We start from the raw sequence: 17,500 nt of genomic DNA, 5'->3' as shown, positions 1-17,500 counted from the left end.
AAATGTTCTATATTCCATGATACTCACTCTTTTACTTCTTAATTCTTTTTACTATTTTGATTTCCCTTTACAATTATGTAAATTTCTCCGCTTATTCTTTACAAAAATATGGATATTCTTTCTTCAGTATACTCTGTTCTGAATATATACTCTAGATTTTATTATAAAGTGAAGGCTAATAATCAGTGGGCGTTTACTGTCCACAAATAGAGGGATAAAGAAACAAAAAGTCTAATCCAATATTTGGATTAGACTGCTTTTAAAATATGTTTCGCATGCTCAACATTTTCTTCTGTCGGTGGATTCACATCCGCAAGTGGATACTTATGTCCAAGTGCCTCCCATTTATAAACACCGAGTTTATGGTATGGTAACACTTCTACTTTCTTAACATTCGATAGACTTTGAATAAAGCTTGATAATTTTTGCAGATCCTCTTCACCATCGGTAACACCAGGGACCAATACATGTCTTACCCAAATTGGTTTCTTTTTATCCGATAAATAACGAGCAAATTGTAAAATGTGTTCATTTGGTTTCCCTGTTAATTTACGATGTTTCTTTGAATCAATATGCTTCAAATCCAATAAAACTAAATCTGTATAGTCCATTAAAATATCTAGCTTATTTTGGAATTCTGGCTCTTCAGAATAACAACCGCCAGAAGAATCGATCGTTGTATGGATACCAGCTTCTTTACATTTTTTAAACAACTGGGTTAAGAAGTCTAGCTGTAATAGTGGCTCTCCACCGCTAACCGTTATACCGCCTCCAGAAGCTTCAATAAATGGAAGGTAACATGTCACATCCTGCATCACTTCTTCAACTGTTATTTCTTTACCTTTACCGATTTCCCACGTATCAGCATTATGACAATATTGACAACGTAATAAACACCCTTGTGTAAATATGACATAACGAATCCCTGGGCCATCAACAGTACCACAAGACTCTACAGAATGTATTCTTCCTTTTACCATGTTACTTCCTCCTTTATTGAAACAGCCTCCCTCCGCTATATATTAAAAGCGAAGGGACACTTTTTTCACTTACATGCTTTCATGCATTGTACGGTTAATTACATCAATTTGTTGTTCACGAGTTAATTTAATAAAGTTAACAGCGTAACCAGATACACGAATTGTTAATTGTGGATATTTTTCAGGATGCTCCATTGCATCCATTAATGTTTCACGATTAAATACGTTAATATTTAAGTGATGTCCTTCTTTTATTGCATATCCATCAAGCATAGATACTAAGTTGCGTACTTGTACATCATCTTCTTTACCAAGTGCTTTTGGAATGATAGAGAATGTATTAGAAATACCATCTTGTGCATCTTCATATGGTAATTTAGCTACAGATAATAGTGACGCTAATGCACCTTTTGTATCACGTCCATGCATTGGGTTTGCACCCGGTGCAAATGGTTCTCCAGTACGACGGCCATCTGGAGTATTACCAGTTTTCTTACCGTATACGACGTTAGATGTAATTGTTAAGATTGACATTGTATGAACAGAATTTCTGTATGTTTTATGCTTACGAAGTTTATTCATAAATGCTTTCACAAGATTTACAGCGATCTCATCTACACGGTCATCATTGTTACCGTATTTAGGGAAATCTCCTTCAATTTCAAAGTCAACTGCAATACCATTTTCATCACGAATTGGTTTTACTTTTGCGTATTTAATTGCACTTAATGAGTCCGCTACTACAGACAATCCTGCGATACCTGTTGCCATTGTACGAAGAACATTTGTATCATGAAGCGCCATTTCAATACGTTCGTAGCTATATTTATCGTGCATGTAGTGGATAACATTTAATGTGTTTAAATATAGACCCGCTAACCATTCCATTGTCATATCAAACTTATGCATAACCTCTTCATAATCTAATACTTCAGAAGCAATTGGTGCATACTCAGGACCAACTTGCGCTTTCGATTTTTCATCTTTACCGCCGTTAATCGCATATAGTAATGCTTTCGCTAAGTTTGCACGCGCTCCGAAGAACTGCATTTGTTTACCAATTCTCATTGCTGATACACAACAAGCAATACCGTAGTCATCGCCGTAATCAGGACGCATAATGTCATCATTTTCATATTGAATTGCTGATGTTTTAATAGACATTTTCGCACAGTAGTTTTTAAAGTTCTCTGGTAATTGTTTAGACCAAAGAACTGTTAAGTTTGGTTCTGGAGCTGGTCCTAAATTATCTAATGTATGCAAGAAACGGAATGAGTTTTTTGTTACTAACGGACGACCGTCTAACGCCATACCACCGATAGATTCAGTTACCCAAGTTGGATCACCAGAGAATAGCTCATTATAATCAGGTGTTCTTGCGAATTTCACAAGACGTAATTTCATAATGAAGTGATCCACAATTTCTTGTGCTGCTTCTTCTGTTAAAGTACCATTTGCTAAATCTCTTTCAATGTAAACATCTAGGAATGTAGATGTACGTCCAAGACTCATTGCTGCCCCGTTTTGCTCTTTAATTGCTGCAAGATAAGCAAAGTATAACCATTGGAAAGCCTCTTGTGCATTTGTAGCTGGCTTAGAAATATCGAATCCATGAGAAGCAGCCATCTGTTTTAACTCTTGAAGTGCACGCATTTGCTCAGATAATTCTTCGCGTAAGCGCATTGTCTCTTCGCTCATTACACCACCAGTTAAATTAAAATCAGCTTTTTTCGCTTCAATTAAACGATCTATACCATATAATGCTACGCGGCGATAATCACCGATAATACGTCCACGTCCATATGCATCTGGAAGACCAGTAATAACACCTGACTTACGAGCCGCTTTCATTTCTGGTGTGTATGCATCAAATACACCTTGATTATGAGTTTTACGCCAGTCTCTGAAAATACTGCTAAGTTCTTTATCCATTTCATATCCATACGCTTCACAAGCTTGTTCCGCCATACGAATACCACCATACGGTTGTAAAGAACGTTTAAATGGTTTATCAGTTTGGAAACCGACCACTTTTTCAATATCTTTATTTAAATATCCTGGTTCATGTGATGTAATAGAAGAAACAATTTTTGTATCCATATCAAGAACGCCACCGTTTTCACGTTCCTTTGTTGTTAAATCCATTACTTGATCCCAAAGTTTTTTCGTTTCTTCAGTTGCTTCCGCTAAGAAAGAGTCCTCTCCCTCGTAAACGTTTACATTATTTAAAATGAAATCGCGAACATCAATCTCTGCTTTCCATTTTTCACCTTTAAAGTTTTCCCACGCGTTTTTTACATTTTCTAATACTTGAGTCATCCTAATCTCCTCCATTTTTGATTAGTACAGGACTAAGATTTTTTATATAACAGCTTACACACTTAGAATACTACTTTTTTTCGAAAGTGGACGAAATAGTTGTGACATGTTTGTGAAATGTTGAGCAAACTACTACATACATAGTGTTAACCTCATATAAAACTCTTTAGAATTAACCCTTTCTTTAATTGTATTTTTTTGGTATTCTTATATACGAGTCCTATTTTGTAATATAAGAACGATACCCATTGTAGAGCTGTAATACTCTTATCTCCTAATCTGTTATAGTTTTTATAACAGAGCAAAAAAGTGTACATACGTTGTACACTTTTTTTGTTACTACTCTAAAACATCTCTTTTTCTATTCCCATCATCGAATCCACCACGACTACCTTCCAATACAATTAATTGCTCGAATCCTTCTATATGATCACCTATAATTCGAAGGACAGCTGGAGGATGACCTATTTTTGCAAAATGTTCACTGGGACGAATACGGTTCATCTTATCGACCTCAACACGACTTACACATGCGATTTCGAATCCTGAAAGAATAGCTTTCACTTGCGCTACGCAAGGTGACAGTAACGATCTATACCCAATTGATTTCAAACACATCCGGCTAAACGCATTAGGTACAGCAATAAGAGAGCCTACTCCCAAATCTTTTCGATCACAAGCTAAATTTAATGCATATTTAAATGCAGTTACAAGATGCAGTGGTACTCTCAAATCTAAATAATGATTTAAATCATTTAATGCGACATCTGTTCCATCTGCAATTGCTTTTGCAAAGGGATATAGCTCACTAGCTGGAATAACAAAATCGCCGTCTATAAATAACACAATTTCTCCTTTTGCAAAATAAGTTCCAAGCGAACGCCCTACATCGTTTCCAAGTGCTTCTTTATATACAATTGTTGTTGCTCCCTTGTCTTTTGCAATTGTTGCCGTTTTATCGGACGAACCATTTACAACAACGATGATTTCAAAAGGTTCAATTTTGCGAAGCTCTTCTATAACGTTCCCAATTGTTTTCTCTTCATCTTGTACAGGAATAATTACCGATAATTTCTCTCCTTTATACAAGTTAGATGTAACGCCCCATCCTTGATAAAATTCTTCAAATTTTAAAGTATGATAAACACTCTCTCTTTTCCTATTTCCATCATAGTATCCTCCGCGCTCATCGCTGCCTACTATCCGCTCTGCTACAGCTTCTATATGATCACCTATCATTCGTTTTTCAGATTGAGAAAGATCCGTGCCATACGCAGCATGCTCAAGTGGACGAAATTTATTCGGCGTAATAACGTCAATTGCACAATGACGACTAATTTTCCATTTACTTTGTGCTAAGCGTAAATGAGCCACAATAGGATTAACAAAACATTCATATCCAATACTTTGAACGACTTCTTTCGTCAACGCATGAGGTACAGATAATAAAGAATCAATTTTTAATTCTTCGCGCTCTAACATTGCATTTAATATTTGGCGCCATACTGTAATAGAATGTGGTTTTTGATTCTTTAAAAATAATGCGTCCAAATTATTTAAAGCGATATCCGCCTGATCATGCAAAATCGGATTAAGGAATAGTTGTAGTTTTGAAGTTTGAATAGCAAAATCACCATCTACAAACAGTAATACATCACCTATCGCATGTTTCGCACCAACTGCACGTCCAACGTCGTTACCAAGTGACTCTTTATACTGGATTACTGTACATCCTAGGCTCTCAGCAATCGCTTCTGTGCCATCATTACAACCATTTGCTACTACAATAATCTCTACTGGATTTAGCGGTTTTACCGATTGAATCACGTCTGAAATCGTATCTACTTCATTACATACGGGAATAATAACCGATAATGACTTAGCCATTGCTTTCTTCACGAAACCATTTAATAGTTTCTTTCAATCCTTGTTCCCACGTTACTGTCGCTTGAAATTGAACAAGTTCTCTTAATTTTGTTACGTCTGGTCTTCTATTTGGAATTTCCTCAAAACCATGTGGGTATACTTCTTCAAAAGGAACCTGTACAATTTTCGAAGAAGAATCCGTTAGTTTTTTGATTACTTCTGCTACTTCTTTAATATTTTTTTCATTCTCAGAACCTATATTAATAATTTCACCATTTACATTCTCACCCATTGCACGAATTGTTGCCTCAACCGCATCACTTACATACGTAAAGCAACGTGTCTGCTTTCCATCTCCATACACGAGAATATCATCACCCTGTAAAGCCGCACGGATAAATCGTGGGATTACCCCTGCATACGGACCATCTTTCGCTCTTGGACCATAAATATTAAAATAACGAACAATTGTTACCGGTAAACCTTCTAATGCGTACCCTAAACATAATGTCTCTTCTAACGTTTTACAAACTGCATAACTCCAGCGTATTTTAGAAGTTGCCCCGTATAAACGATCTCCTTCTTCAGAGAATGGCGGCTCTCCCTTTCCATATACTTCAGAAGTAGATGCAAATACTACTTTCTTCTTCCCTTTTAACGCTGCTTGCAAAATGTTTCTCGTCCCATCAAAATTTGTTTCAATAAGCTCTACACTTTTTTCCATTGTCGTTTTAACACCTAATATTGCCGCTAAATGAAATACTACATCATGTTGATTTACTAATTCATAAATAGAATTTTTATCTAAAACACTTATTGGAATAACCCGAATTTCTTTCATTAACTCATCATGATATTTAATTTTCCCTTTATAGAAGTTATCCACAATCGTGACTTCATAACCTCTTTTCACCAATTCTTCAGCTAGATGCGACCCAATGAATCCTGCTCCACCTGTAATTAAACATTTCTTACTCATACACTCACCTTCTTTATAATTCCACGTGTATCTATTAATCGCTCAATTCCTTTAAATAGATTCCAATCGATATTAGAGTGATCCGTTACAATTAAAATACAATCCGCTTGTTTAATTCTTTGTTCATCTAATGAGACGGATTGATATAGTGTATCCCCAATTTTCGCTGTAGAAATATACGGATCATGATATTCTATCTTGTATCCTTCTTTTATTAATAATTGAATAATCGGCAACGCTGGTGATTCTCTCAAATCATTTACATCTTTCTTATAGGCAATCCCTACAATTAAAACCGTTGCTGGTGATTGCACCACACCTTTCACTTTCCCGATTATTTTCTCTGGCATTTCTTCATTAATTACATGTGCTGCCTCAATTAATTGACTAATTGCTCCAGCCTTTCTTATTCTCCATTGAAAATACAAAGGATCTACCGGGATACAATGTCCCCCTATTCCTGGTCCTGGCCAATACGGAGTAAATCCAAACGGTTTTGTAGATGCAGCTTCAAGCACCTCATAAAAATTAATATTCAAACTTTCACAAAGTATATTTAACTCATTTACTAATGAAATATTAACTAAACGCTGAATATTTTCAAATAGCTTACACATCTCTGCTACTTTCGGAGAGCTAACTGGAACGACTACATCAAATATAGTGCTATATAAATCCTGTACTTTTTGTTTACACTGCTCGGTTTGTCCACTAATAACTTTTGGAATTGTTTCAACTGAATACTGGCTATTCGCTGGATCAATTCGCTCTGGAGAATACCCAATATAATAATCTTCTCCTACCTTTTTACCTGTTTGAGAAATAATAGGAATAATAACTTCCTCCAGTGTACCTGGATATGTGGAGCTTTCAAAAATGAAGGTTTGTCCTTTTTGAAGGTGTTGTTGTATATAATAAGAGGATGAAACGAGGGCACTTAAATCGGGTTCTTTATTCTCATTAATTGGCGTTGGCACAGTCACAATAACATACTCACTATTTTGGAACTCCGTAACACCTTTATCTGGTGTACTTACTATTAATTTTCTTTCGTTCAATAAATTTTGTAATACATTAGAAGAAACATCAGGAATATAACTTTCTCCTTTGGTTATTAATTCTATCTTCCTAGTATCTTTATCTAATCCAAGTACAGCATGTCCTCTTTCTGCAAAAAGGACAGCCAAAGGAAGGCCAACATATCCTAATCCAATAATAGTTACTTTACTACTAGCATCCATCTATATTTTCTTCTTCCTTTCTCAATTGTTGAATTATATCTCTATCCCGCTCTCCATCTGTAAATCCTCCGCGTTCGTCCGTATATTGTAATAAATACGCAATCGCCTCAAGCTGATCACCAAAAATACGGTCAAATGCTGGGATACGTCCATTTACAAAACCATGTTGCTCTGGGCGTACTCGATTTGTTTTTATAACATCTACAAATTCCACTGCTGTAATGGAGCATTCTTCTAAAATAGCTTTCATTTGAGCTAATGGTGGAATGATAAGAGAATCATACCCAATTTTCTCTATTACCTTTTTACGCATAGCATGTGGTACTGCCGTTAACGAGTTGTTCCATAAATCTGGTCGTTTTGCTACCAAATTCACGAAATATTTCCCCATACTAATTGGATCTGCCGGGTGAAACATATCTAACAAACATTGCAAATCATTTAACGCCACATCATTCCCGTCTTCAATAGCATGCAAAAATGGAATTAGTTTTTTTGCCGGAATAGCAAAATCACCATCAACAAATAAACAAATATCTGCCGTAGCATGCATAGCCCCTATCGCTCGTGCTACATTATGGCCAAGCGCCTTCGTGAATTCAACTACAATAACATTCTCTAACTTTGCTTGTTTAATCGTCTCACCATCTGCTCCATTCGCAACAACTATAATTTCATCTACACCTGCTTTTTTCACTTCTTGTATAACAGATCTGATAGTCATTTTTTCTTCTGACACTGGTATAATCGCACTATATTTCGCCTTTTCCTTTTGTAATAAAACTGGTTTATACTTCCCTATAAACTCTCTATCCCTATTTCCCTCCGAAAAACCGCCACGTTTACCATATGTTTCGATTACATATTGCAAAGCACGTAAATGATCACCCATAATACGACTTGTCGCTTTCGGATAAGGAGAACCAGGTGATATACCAGTATGCACAGGACGAACTTTATTTGTGTGAATTACATCGACCGAAGCCATATCAACAATATCTACTCCTCTAGACATCGCCATCGCTTGAAATAATGCTGGATCCGCTAAATTCCACCACCCAAACCTCTCGATAATTTCTCTACTCATCGCATGTGGAATTGCGATTAAAGATCCGACAACAAGCTCTTTTTTATTCAAATAACGATTCAACATACATTTTCCAACTGTCGTATAATGTGGTCTCACCTTTAAATACACAGACCATGTTAAATTATTCACAACAATTTGATGCCCCTGCTGGATTCCTTTCACGAAACGTTGTAGCTCTACATTATCAATAACAATATCACCATCTAAAAATAATACGATGTCACCTTTTGCTTTTCTAGCTCCAATTGCCCTTCCAACATCATTGCCAAGAGAATGTTTATAATAAATCACGCGGCAATGATGTTGGAAGGCTATCTCTTTTGTCTCATCTGTCGATCCATTATCTACTACGATAATTTCATAAGGCTCGAGCTTCTCCACTTCTACTAAGACTTGTGATAAAGTACTTGCTTCATTATGCACAGGAATAACAACTGATACTTTCATACTTGCATCACTCTTACCCTTCCAAGCGAACATAAGAAATAATAGGGATACGTACAAGTACATCTTCCGGTGGTCCATAAGAAGGAGAAGTACGAACACTTACTGCTCCATCCGTCACAGATAAAAGAATGCCTGCAACAATTTCTACAGCTGTCACAACTTGCACTAACTCACCAACATGGTTACGCAATTCATCAGTAAATAACATATATAAGTCTCCTTTCTTACACTTCTTTAATTGATATAATACTTGTAAATGGTAATAAAACTTCAGTTCCTATTCCTTCTTGCAGCGTTAAGAAATCGTCACCAACTGCTACAATAACACCCGTTAACTGTCCAACTGTCACAGTAATTTCGACGTTTTTCCCTAAATACTGCTTTGCAATTTCTTTAAATGGTGATGTATTACATTCTTTTAAAATGTTACAAATAATAGATTGGAATTGACTTGATTCTATAAAATCTTCCGTAGCTTGCTTAGAATTTCTTTGAATAAACCTTGCGAAGTTTTGCGAAAATAAAAGTCGTTCCACAGCAGGCAATAACTTGTCATCTAAAAAATAACCTAATTGTCTATTAAACAGTCTGGATAATTTATGCCAATATTTTCTGAACAGACACATACGCTTCTCCTCCTATTATTTTTAAAGTATAAAAAATAACATCCATACATCTTAATGTATACAAAACAGCTTTTTTTGTGATAGGTAAGACATACATTTTCTAGAACATATTCATTATTTTTGTATTACATTAATGAATAATCGTGGATATATTTTCTCAATACAAAAAAGACTATCCAAAAGGGATAGTCTTTTACACTTCAATATTTCGTAACATCGTATAAATGTCGTTATTCACTTTGCCAAATGATTTAATATTGTTTTGAATGTTAGATAATAAAACAACATATACACTGCCATTTTTACTAAATCCATTTAAGCAATTCCAACCTGGCATTACACCATGATTTGAATAACTGCCTGGGTCTACATACCAGCCAAATCCGTAATCTTTTTTGACGGCAGTAAACATTTGATTATAACTCTCTTTTGATATTAATTTTCCAGAGAATAGCGCTTCATTAAATAAATATAAATCATGCGCGCTCGTATATATATCACCACAACCATATAATTGTGACATGCTCGGAATGTTAGGTGTTGTCATATTATTATTTACTATTTTATAACCCGTTGATGGGAATCTTGTTTGTTCTAACGCTTTACCAAAACCAGAATGCTTCATACCAGCAGTAGCAAAAATATGTTGTTTAATATATTCTTCTAATGGTTGTCCACTTACCTTCTCGGCAATGTAGGCAAGTATAGAGTAGTTCGAATCTGAATACTTCCATTTCTCTCCTGGGCCTGCAATACGCTTTTGATTGCCTATCCGCTTTATCAGTTCCTCATGAGAAATATCCTCTGTTCCCTGCTCATATTCCGGAATCCCTGATGTATGTGTTAATAAATGTTTTAGTTGAATGCTATTACCTTGAGGAAAATCTGGAATATACTTTGCAATCGTATCCTCTACTTGTAATTTATTTTGATCTTTTAATTGCATAATAGCAGTCGCTACAAATGCCTTTGAAATAGAGCCAATATAAAAGGTCGTTTCTGAATTATTCGGTACTTGCTTCTCTTTGTTCGCCATACCGTATCCTTTATTCAAAAGAACTTTTCCGTTCTTCACAATAACAGCTGTCCCACTAAATCCTGCGTTTTGTAAATATTGATCCAATTGAGCGTTTTCATTAATTTCTTGAGGCGGCCCTTCGGCAGGTTTCTCTATAACTTGCGCCTGCTTTATCTGTTCTTCCTGTTCTTTTTGTTTTCTTTGTTTTTCAGCTTCTTGTCTTTTCATTTCTTCTTGCTTTTTTATCTCTTCTTGCTTCTTCATTTCTGCTGCTGCTTTTAAAGTTTCCTCTTTTTTATTATGCGCAACAATTTTTGTATACATGAAATATACAAGTGAAAATAGTAGGACGAGAATGATTGTTCTTTTTATGTATACAACCGGACGACGTACTTTCCCATTAACAGTATTTTTTTCCTGATCCATGATTACCCTTTTCCCCTTATTTACCGATAATTTAATTCATCTACACAAGACTTTTTCCAAATCATTTCAGTAGATTATAGACACTCCATTCTATGTCATCCCTACTTTATCACGCGCTGAACATATTACCAACCTATATGTATAAAAAAGAAAAAGAAAATTTACAAAAGTAAGATTCCCTTTAAAATTTCAACATAATAAAAGAGGATATCCTGGAAAAGACTGTTGTTATCAATCTTTTTGGATATCCTCTTATCTAACTATTTATACGTGTTTTTTCATATCATCGGCAACAGACTCAACGTTTGTACCTACGATAACTTGTACACTTGTGTTACTTAATTTCATAACGCCTTTTGCACCTGCTCGTTTTAATGCTGGTTCATTTACTAAACCTGCATCTTTCACTTGTAAGCGTAGACGTGTTGCACAGTTATCAATAACTGTTAAGTTTTCTTTTCCACCTAAAGCTGCTACGTAAGTTTCACCAATTGAACCTGCAACTGGAGCTTCTTCACCTTCAGCTAGTTCCTCTTCATCTTCACGACCAGGAGTTTTTAAGTCGAACTTCTTAATTAAGAAGTAGAATACTACAAAGTAAATTGCTGCGTAAATTAAACCGATTCCTGCTAGTAACAATGGTTTTGTTGCAATACCGAAGTTTAAGAAGTAATCGATTGCCCCGGCACTAAATGAGAAACCATCGTGAATGCCAAGTGTTGTTGTAATGAATAGAGACAGACCTGTTAGTACAGCATGAATACCATATAATACTGGTGATAAGAACATGAATGAGAATTCAATTGGCTCTGTAATACCAGTTAAGAATGAAGTTAATGCTAGACCACCTAACATACCTGTAACCATTTTACGCTTCTCTGGTTTAGCAGCCGCAATCATTGCGAAACACGCTGCTGGTAAACCGAACATCATGATTGGGAAGAAGCCAGTCATAAACATACCTGCTGATGGATCTTTTGCAAAGAAGCGTGCAATATCACCATGAACGATATCACCAGCTGCATTTGTAAAGTCACCAAGTACAAACCAGAAGTATGTGTTCATTACGTGGTGTAAACCGATTGGAATTAATAAACGGTTTAATAATCCGAATAAACCAGCACCAACTGAACCTAAGTTCACGATGCCGTGTGCTACTGAATCAATACCACTTTGAATCGTTGGCCAAATTTGACCGAATACTAATCCTAAAAGAAGCATTACAATAGAAGTAATGATTGGTACAAAACGTTTCCCTGCAAAGAAACCTAACCATTCTGGTAATTTAATCTTATGGAATTTGTTATATAGTAACCCAGCAACAACCCCAGCAATAATACCACCGAGTATGGCCATATTTATTTTTGGCGTTAACGCCGCTGCTTTTGAAACTTTTGTCATTGTATCTGCTAATTTAGTTGGATCTGCTGAACCAACTAAATCCTGAACACTTTTTAATTTATCATTCAGCTCTGCTGCTGAATATGCCTTACTTAGAGCGTTCGTTGTATTTTGTAAAACAAGATATCCGATTGCCCCAGCAAGTCCTGCTGCTCCACTACCATCAATAGACAAACCGATTGCAACACCAATTGCAAAAATAAGTGCTAAATTATCAAAAATTGCTGCACCGGCCTGTGCCATAACAGGAATGTTAAATACGTCTTCTTGTCCTAAACGAAGCAATAATCCTGCTGCTGGTAGTACGGCGATTGGAAGCATTAACGCTTTACCAATACGTTGTAGAAACTGCAACATTTTAATTCCCCCTATCAAATTTATGAAATCGTTATCATTATAAGTACGCCTTAGAAAACGCTTTCTATTTACATAACCATAATAACATATAGTTGTATAGATGTGTAGTTTTTATTTTTGAATTTTTTATGGATAAATCTCCTATTTCCAAACTGTTATATAAAAGGAAAATTCTCCTTTTTTAATACAAAATACTTAAAACGAAAGACCCACGATATAACATGTAACTTTCGTTTTATCATTCCACTTTTTCATGTTATTATTTATTTCCGAGCATATCGGGAAAAGTAAACTTAGTTAATTCGAAATAGGAGCGTTGGTACTATGCAGTGCATTGAAACAAACAACTTACAACAGTTGTTAGAACAAGTAAAACCATATACGAAAAAAGGAAAGCTTGCTACTTATATCCCCGAACTAGGAAATGCAAATCCAGATGATTTAGGGATTGCCATTTTCCATAAAGAAACAGAATATATCCATGCTGGCAACTCACAAACACTATTTACTCTTCAAAGTATTTCCAAAGTAATTACACTTGCAATTGCACTTTTAGATCGTGGTGAAGAATATGTATTTTCTAAAGTTGGAATGGAGCCAACTGGTGACCCTTTTAATTCTATTATTAAGTTAGAAACAACAAGTCCTTCCAAACCTCTTAATCCAATGATTAATGCAGGTGCACTAGCTATTACAAGCATGTTAGCAGGAAAAAATAACGAAGAAAAAATGGAGCGTATTCTTCATTTTGTACGTGAAATAACAGATAATCCTACAATTAACTATTCTTCTAAAGTTGCCAATTCAGAATTAGAGACTGCTTACTTAAACCGTTCACTTTGTTACTATATGAAACAAAACGGCATTATCGATTGTGACATTGAAGAACTTATGGATTTATACACTCGTCAATGTGCAGTTGAAGTAAACTGTATCGATTTAGCACGTATTGGTTTAATTTTTGCAATGGATGGCTACGATCCATACAAGAAAAAACAAATTATCCCTAAACATATTACAAAAATTTGTAAAACATTTATGGTTACTTGCGGGATGTATAATGAATCTGGTGAATTTGCAATTCGCGTTGGAATCCCTGCAAAAAGTGGTGTAGCAGGCGGTATTTTCGGCTGCGTAAAAGGCGAAATGGGAATCGGCATTTTCGGACCCGCTTTAGATGCAAACGGAAATAGTATCGCTGGTTTTAAAATTCTTGAATTACTTTCTGCCCAAGAAGGCTGGAGTATATTTTAATTTCGGAAGTTATCCTGCTATACTAGCAGGATTTTTTATTTCACGAAAAATTTAGTTTCACCAATCATTAATAACAAAACAAAAACAATAATGAAAGTTTCGCCTTATTATGCATATTTGCTCCCCCCTCCTGAATAATATAGTACAACCTAACGCTATATGTGGAGGTGTAAAAGATGAAACTGATATTTCAAATGGAAAAACAACCTGTTCTTGAAAAAACAATTCTTCTTTTTATATTGAGTATTGTAGAAAGCTTGAAGTTAAAAGTTGTTTCACTCGATGAAGCTCACCGATACATATTCAATTTAGAAGTGCTTGAATTATTAATGGATCGGAACATCGATGATCAAGTACTAGAGCTTATTCATTTCGGAATGGGACTTGAAGATATTCATCATGTCCTTCCTGAAGAACTTGAGCATACTATCGAAGAATTAAAGTGGCTTTGTATCCAAGTATTAAGTGAGTACAGTATGCATGAAGAATCGGAACAATTAATTGAAGATATACGTTAAGAAAGCACCTATGTAGGTGCTTTTAATGTTTATTAACAAATATTTATACATAATGTACTTTTATATGATAGCTACTTTATATTTAAAGAAGAAAATATCCGATGTCGATATATGCGATTCATTCGAGTATTTCCGAGGAAATGCTCGAACATTGTATTTTTACAATAACTGATCTATCCCTATAAGAATTAATAACACGCCTGCAATAACTGTAGCCCATTTCCCTAAGTGTTCAGCTAAAAATCGTTTTCCTACATACGCAAAGCCACTAATACAAATAAAACTAAACACTCCCGAAATACATGCCGTAAGCCATAGGTTTAAATTTGTTACTCCAGCATCAAAGCCACCTGCAATATTATTAATAGATAATGCCACCCCTAAAATGATAGCTTCAGAAAAACTAATTGTTTTAGATCCATCAAAATCTGCTTTTTCTGGATTACGTAAAATCCCCATAAGTACACTACCATCTTTAGATTCTATGGTTTCTTTTTTACTCAAGAAAGGCTGACATAAAATAAACACTCCGATTATCCCTAAAACAATTGCCCCAATAAGGTTTGCTGTAAACTCCGAAATAAATAGTGCGATCCAATTCCCAAAAAATCCAGCTAATAAAGTAAATAAAAATCCAAAAAATGCGATGATAAAATTGTTAAACCACGAAATTCGAATTTTACGAATGCCATACGCAATCCCAACACCTGCATTATCTAAATTGGACGCAATTCCAATTAAAAGAATTGAAAATAAACTTGCCGTACTCATCAACATTCACCCCTTTTTCTCACTTTTCCATGCATATTATGAAAATGTTGAGCAACTGTGCCTGTCTATTTCATATACTTGTAATAAATGCTCAACATTTTTTCAACAATAAAAAAGGAGTGCCTTCACTATGCCTAAAGAAAATTCAAATGAGCGGCTTAGTACATTAATAAAAAAACTTTTAAAAGAACGTGCCTTATCAATGCGCCAACTAGGAATGCTTACAAATATTGATCCCGCAACAATCTCAAGAATTATGAATGGCAAACAACCGCCAAAACAAAAACATCTACAAAAATTTGCAGAATGCCTTCAAGTTCCACCTCAATTGTTATTTGATGAAATGTATCCTAATTCTCCGCACATAAATAAAGAAAAGACGGATATGTACACATCTCTTGATACAATTCAGCAAACTTTACAATCCTCAAACTTATTCGATTTCGATTACACAACAACTCGCGTAAAACAAGAACTTGAAAATTATGAGCGCTATGCTCAAACAACAGAAGGTGAAAAGCGTATTCATGAAAGTTTCGTAAGCAAGTTAGAACAAATTGATAGTGCTGGTCCTTTCATTGAACAATTAACAGATATGTATCAACAATTTTGCAATGAAACTATTTTAAAAGAAGAACGTGCAGTACTGGGAGGCGCATTACTTTATTTCATTTTATCGACAGATATTATCCCTGATTACCTCTTTCCAATTGGCTATTTAGATGATGCAATTGCCGTTGAATTAGCGAAAGAGAAATTGATTGAAATAAGACGCAAAACATAGAAAAGCAAAAAACTATTTCAGTTGTTGTTTATGTTCAACTCTGAAGTAGTGCACTAAAAAATCGTACAAGTATACATACCCGTACGATTCCAATATACCAATCTATTTTTTCCTATGACACCATTCATATATGAACGCCGTTATCACTTTTGTAAATTCAATTAACTGTTTAACTTCAACTTTCTCATTTACAGAATGAGCTTCTTCTAGTGTACCTGGTCCATAAATAATCGCTGGAATGTGAAACTCACTAAACCAACCACCATCAGTTACCGTTGCAGACATATCTAAAATTGCATTTTTAGATAGAATAGATTCATGTACTGAACTAAGAGTTTTTACAGCAACGTGTTCGCTATCTACTTCTAATGAAGGGAAAATTTCACCTCGATCAACAATCATTGACTCTCCGCCCCACTTAAATTGTAGTGGGTTCTCGCTTAACCATGGATCTGCTGCTGCCACTTTTCCTAAATACTCTTCTATTTCTTCTATTATTTGTTCATGCGTTTCATTGGGATAAAAGTGTACTGTTATCCATAACCGGCACTCATCCGCAATAAATGCTGCATGACGCCCTCCTTCAATGACAGCAGGATTAATTGTTGTCGTCCCTGATGGATATCCTTCATACGTTTTCATTACTGCCCAATGACGCTCTAACTCCTGTAAACTTTGAACAATTTTCATCATTTTCTCAATAGCACTCGCTCCAAATAAACGTCCTCCAGCATGAATCATCTGTCTACGTGTTGCATCATGAAACGTTTGTGGGCTTTTCACTGTAATCCATCCAGTAATTACGCCGCCCTGCCCTTGCATATGTAAATTACTCGTATCCACTACGACTGCAAAATCAGCATCATAACCTCTTTTACAACATTGAAGTGTACCTGCCTCTCCAACTTCTTCCCCAATTACCGATTGAAACATTAAGTCACCTGGCAATTCAATTCCCGCTTCTTCTAAAAGCTGAATTGCAAATAAGGCTCCAGCTAGTCCACCTTTCATATCTGCCGCGCCTCTCCCAACTAACCAACCATCTTTTATAAACGGCTCAAACGGATTTGTTTCCCACGCCTCATCTACTGATACTTCAGCTACATCCATATGGCCATTAATAATAAGACTTTTATATAACTCACTTTCCGTCCCTTTTTTCACCCCAACAACGTTCGGGTCATTCGGATATACATCCCATTTATCAACACTAAAATTTCGTTTTCTTAGAAAATCTGCAATAAATTCTTGCGCCTCATTTGTGTTTCTCGCCGGCGGTGCTGGTGTTTCAAAACGAATTAAGGTCTTTGTAAGCTCTAGTAATTCATCTTTTCGTAAATCAATCTGTTCTAATAGCTGTGAAACTTCTTGATTCATTGCTAATTCCCCTTTGCATACGTAGTATGTTTCCAGCTATATTGTC

15 protein-coding genes are annotated in these 17,500 nt (G+C 35.5%); 3 read left to right on the top strand and 12 right to left on the bottom strand.

The features are described from left to right. Window positions 1–248 precede the first annotated feature (248 nt). The 10 genes from pflA to nagE all read right to left on the bottom strand — a co-directional run bounded on the left by pflA (window position 249) and on the right by nagE (window position 12,750). Window positions 249–980, bottom strand: coding sequence for a pyruvate formate-lyase-activating protein (pflA, locus tag Q3V31_RS24300; RefSeq protein ID WP_000238490.1), 732 nt, complete (start codon window positions 978–980; stop codon window positions 249–251). 69 nt (window positions 981–1,049) lie between these two features. Then, window positions 1,050–3,299 (bottom strand): formate C-acetyltransferase, encoded by a 2,250-nt coding sequence (pflB, locus tag Q3V31_RS24295; RefSeq protein ID WP_000195494.1) that lies wholly within the window; start codon window positions 3,297–3,299, stop codon window positions 1,050–1,052. 339 nt (window positions 3,300–3,638) lie between these two features. Beyond that, window positions 3,639–5,186, bottom strand: coding sequence for a glycosyltransferase family 2 protein (locus tag Q3V31_RS24290; protein WP_001130019.1), 1,548 nt, complete (start codon window positions 5,184–5,186; stop codon window positions 3,639–3,641). Continuing rightward, complete coding sequence (locus tag Q3V31_RS24285; protein ID WP_000037039.1) at window positions 5,179–6,144, bottom strand: NAD-dependent epimerase/dehydratase family protein; 966 nt, start codon at window positions 6,142–6,144, stop codon at window positions 5,179–5,181. The genes Q3V31_RS24290 and Q3V31_RS24285 overlap by 8 nt, the downstream gene beginning before the upstream one ends. Continuing rightward, on the bottom strand, window positions 6,141–7,385 hold the full coding sequence (locus Q3V31_RS24280) for a nucleotide sugar dehydrogenase (RefSeq protein WP_097872334.1): 1,245 nt from the start codon (window positions 7,383–7,385) through the stop codon (window positions 6,141–6,143). The genes Q3V31_RS24285 and Q3V31_RS24280 overlap by 4 nt, the downstream gene beginning before the upstream one ends. Further along, a complete protein-coding gene (locus Q3V31_RS24275) occupies window positions 7,375–8,985 on the bottom strand; it encodes a glycosyltransferase family 2 protein (RefSeq protein ID WP_141534431.1) in 1,611 nt (536 codons plus the stop codon). The genes Q3V31_RS24280 and Q3V31_RS24275 overlap by 11 nt, the downstream gene beginning before the upstream one ends. Further along, the gene (locus tag Q3V31_RS24270; protein WP_000899472.1) at window positions 8,936–9,130 is read right to left on the bottom strand and encodes an LSm family protein; all 195 of its coding nucleotides are present in this window, start codon (window positions 9,128–9,130) and stop codon (window positions 8,936–8,938) included. Before Q3V31_RS24270 ends, Q3V31_RS24275 begins: the two co-directional genes overlap by 50 nt. A 16-nt stretch (window positions 9,131–9,146) precedes the next feature. Further along, window positions 9,147–9,548, bottom strand: coding sequence for an LSm family protein (locus tag Q3V31_RS24265; RefSeq protein WP_000335535.1), 402 nt, complete (start codon window positions 9,546–9,548; stop codon window positions 9,147–9,149). A gap of 193 nt (window positions 9,549–9,741) precedes the next feature. After that, on the bottom strand, window positions 9,742–10,992 hold the full coding sequence (locus Q3V31_RS24260) for a serine hydrolase domain-containing protein (RefSeq protein ID WP_071735288.1): 1,251 nt from the start codon (window positions 10,990–10,992) through the stop codon (window positions 9,742–9,744). Window positions 10,993–11,256: 264 nt separating this feature from the next. Beyond that, the gene (gene nagE, locus Q3V31_RS24255) at window positions 11,257–12,750 is read right to left on the bottom strand and encodes an N-acetylglucosamine-specific PTS transporter subunit IIBC (protein ID WP_000938875.1); all 1,494 of its coding nucleotides are present in this window, start codon (window positions 12,748–12,750) and stop codon (window positions 11,257–11,259) included. Between the two features lie 324 nt (window positions 12,751–13,074). Here nagE and glsA point away from each other — a divergent pair, with 324 nt between their 5' ends. Together glsA and Q3V31_RS24245 are read left to right on the top strand one after the other, a co-directional pair. Further along, window positions 13,075–14,004: a glutaminase A gene (glsA, locus tag Q3V31_RS24250; protein ID WP_001149848.1), complete on the top strand. Its 930-nt coding sequence runs from the start codon at window positions 13,075–13,077 to the stop codon at window positions 14,002–14,004. Window positions 14,005–14,180: 176 nt separating this feature from the next. Beyond that, the gene (locus Q3V31_RS24245; protein ID WP_000766602.1) at window positions 14,181–14,522 is read left to right on the top strand and encodes a DUF3969 family protein; all 342 of its coding nucleotides are present in this window, start codon (window positions 14,181–14,183) and stop codon (window positions 14,520–14,522) included. A gap of 159 nt (window positions 14,523–14,681) precedes the next feature. Here the strand turns inward: Q3V31_RS24245 and ytaF are convergent, their stop codons facing one another. Next, window positions 14,682–15,293 carry a sporulation membrane protein YtaF gene (gene ytaF, locus Q3V31_RS24240; RefSeq protein ID WP_071735287.1) on the bottom strand — a complete coding sequence of 204 codons (612 nt, stop codon included), beginning with the start codon at window positions 15,291–15,293 and terminating at the stop codon, window positions 14,682–14,684. A 130-nt stretch (window positions 15,294–15,423) separates the two neighbouring features. On the opposite strand from ytaF, the gene Q3V31_RS24235 reads away from it, so the two are divergent. Then, entirely contained in the window at window positions 15,424–16,077 is a 654-nt protein-coding gene (locus Q3V31_RS24235) for a helix-turn-helix domain-containing protein (protein ID WP_090814104.1), read from the top strand. A gap of 102 nt (window positions 16,078–16,179) precedes the next feature. On the opposite strand, the gene Q3V31_RS24230 is transcribed toward Q3V31_RS24235, so the two are convergent. Continuing rightward, the gene (locus Q3V31_RS24230; protein ID WP_001071199.1) at window positions 16,180–17,454 is read right to left on the bottom strand and encodes an acetylornithine deacetylase; all 1,275 of its coding nucleotides are present in this window, start codon (window positions 17,452–17,454) and stop codon (window positions 16,180–16,182) included. Window positions 17,455–17,500 lie beyond the last annotated feature (46 nt).

The organism is Bacillus nitratireducens (genome assembly GCF_036320425.1).
GTDB classification, from domain to species: domain Bacteria; phylum Bacillota; class Bacilli; order Bacillales; family Bacillaceae_G; genus Bacillus_A; species Bacillus_A nitratireducens.
Note: the sequence above shows the minus strand (reverse complement) of the source record. Positions and strands in the feature narration are given on the sequence as shown.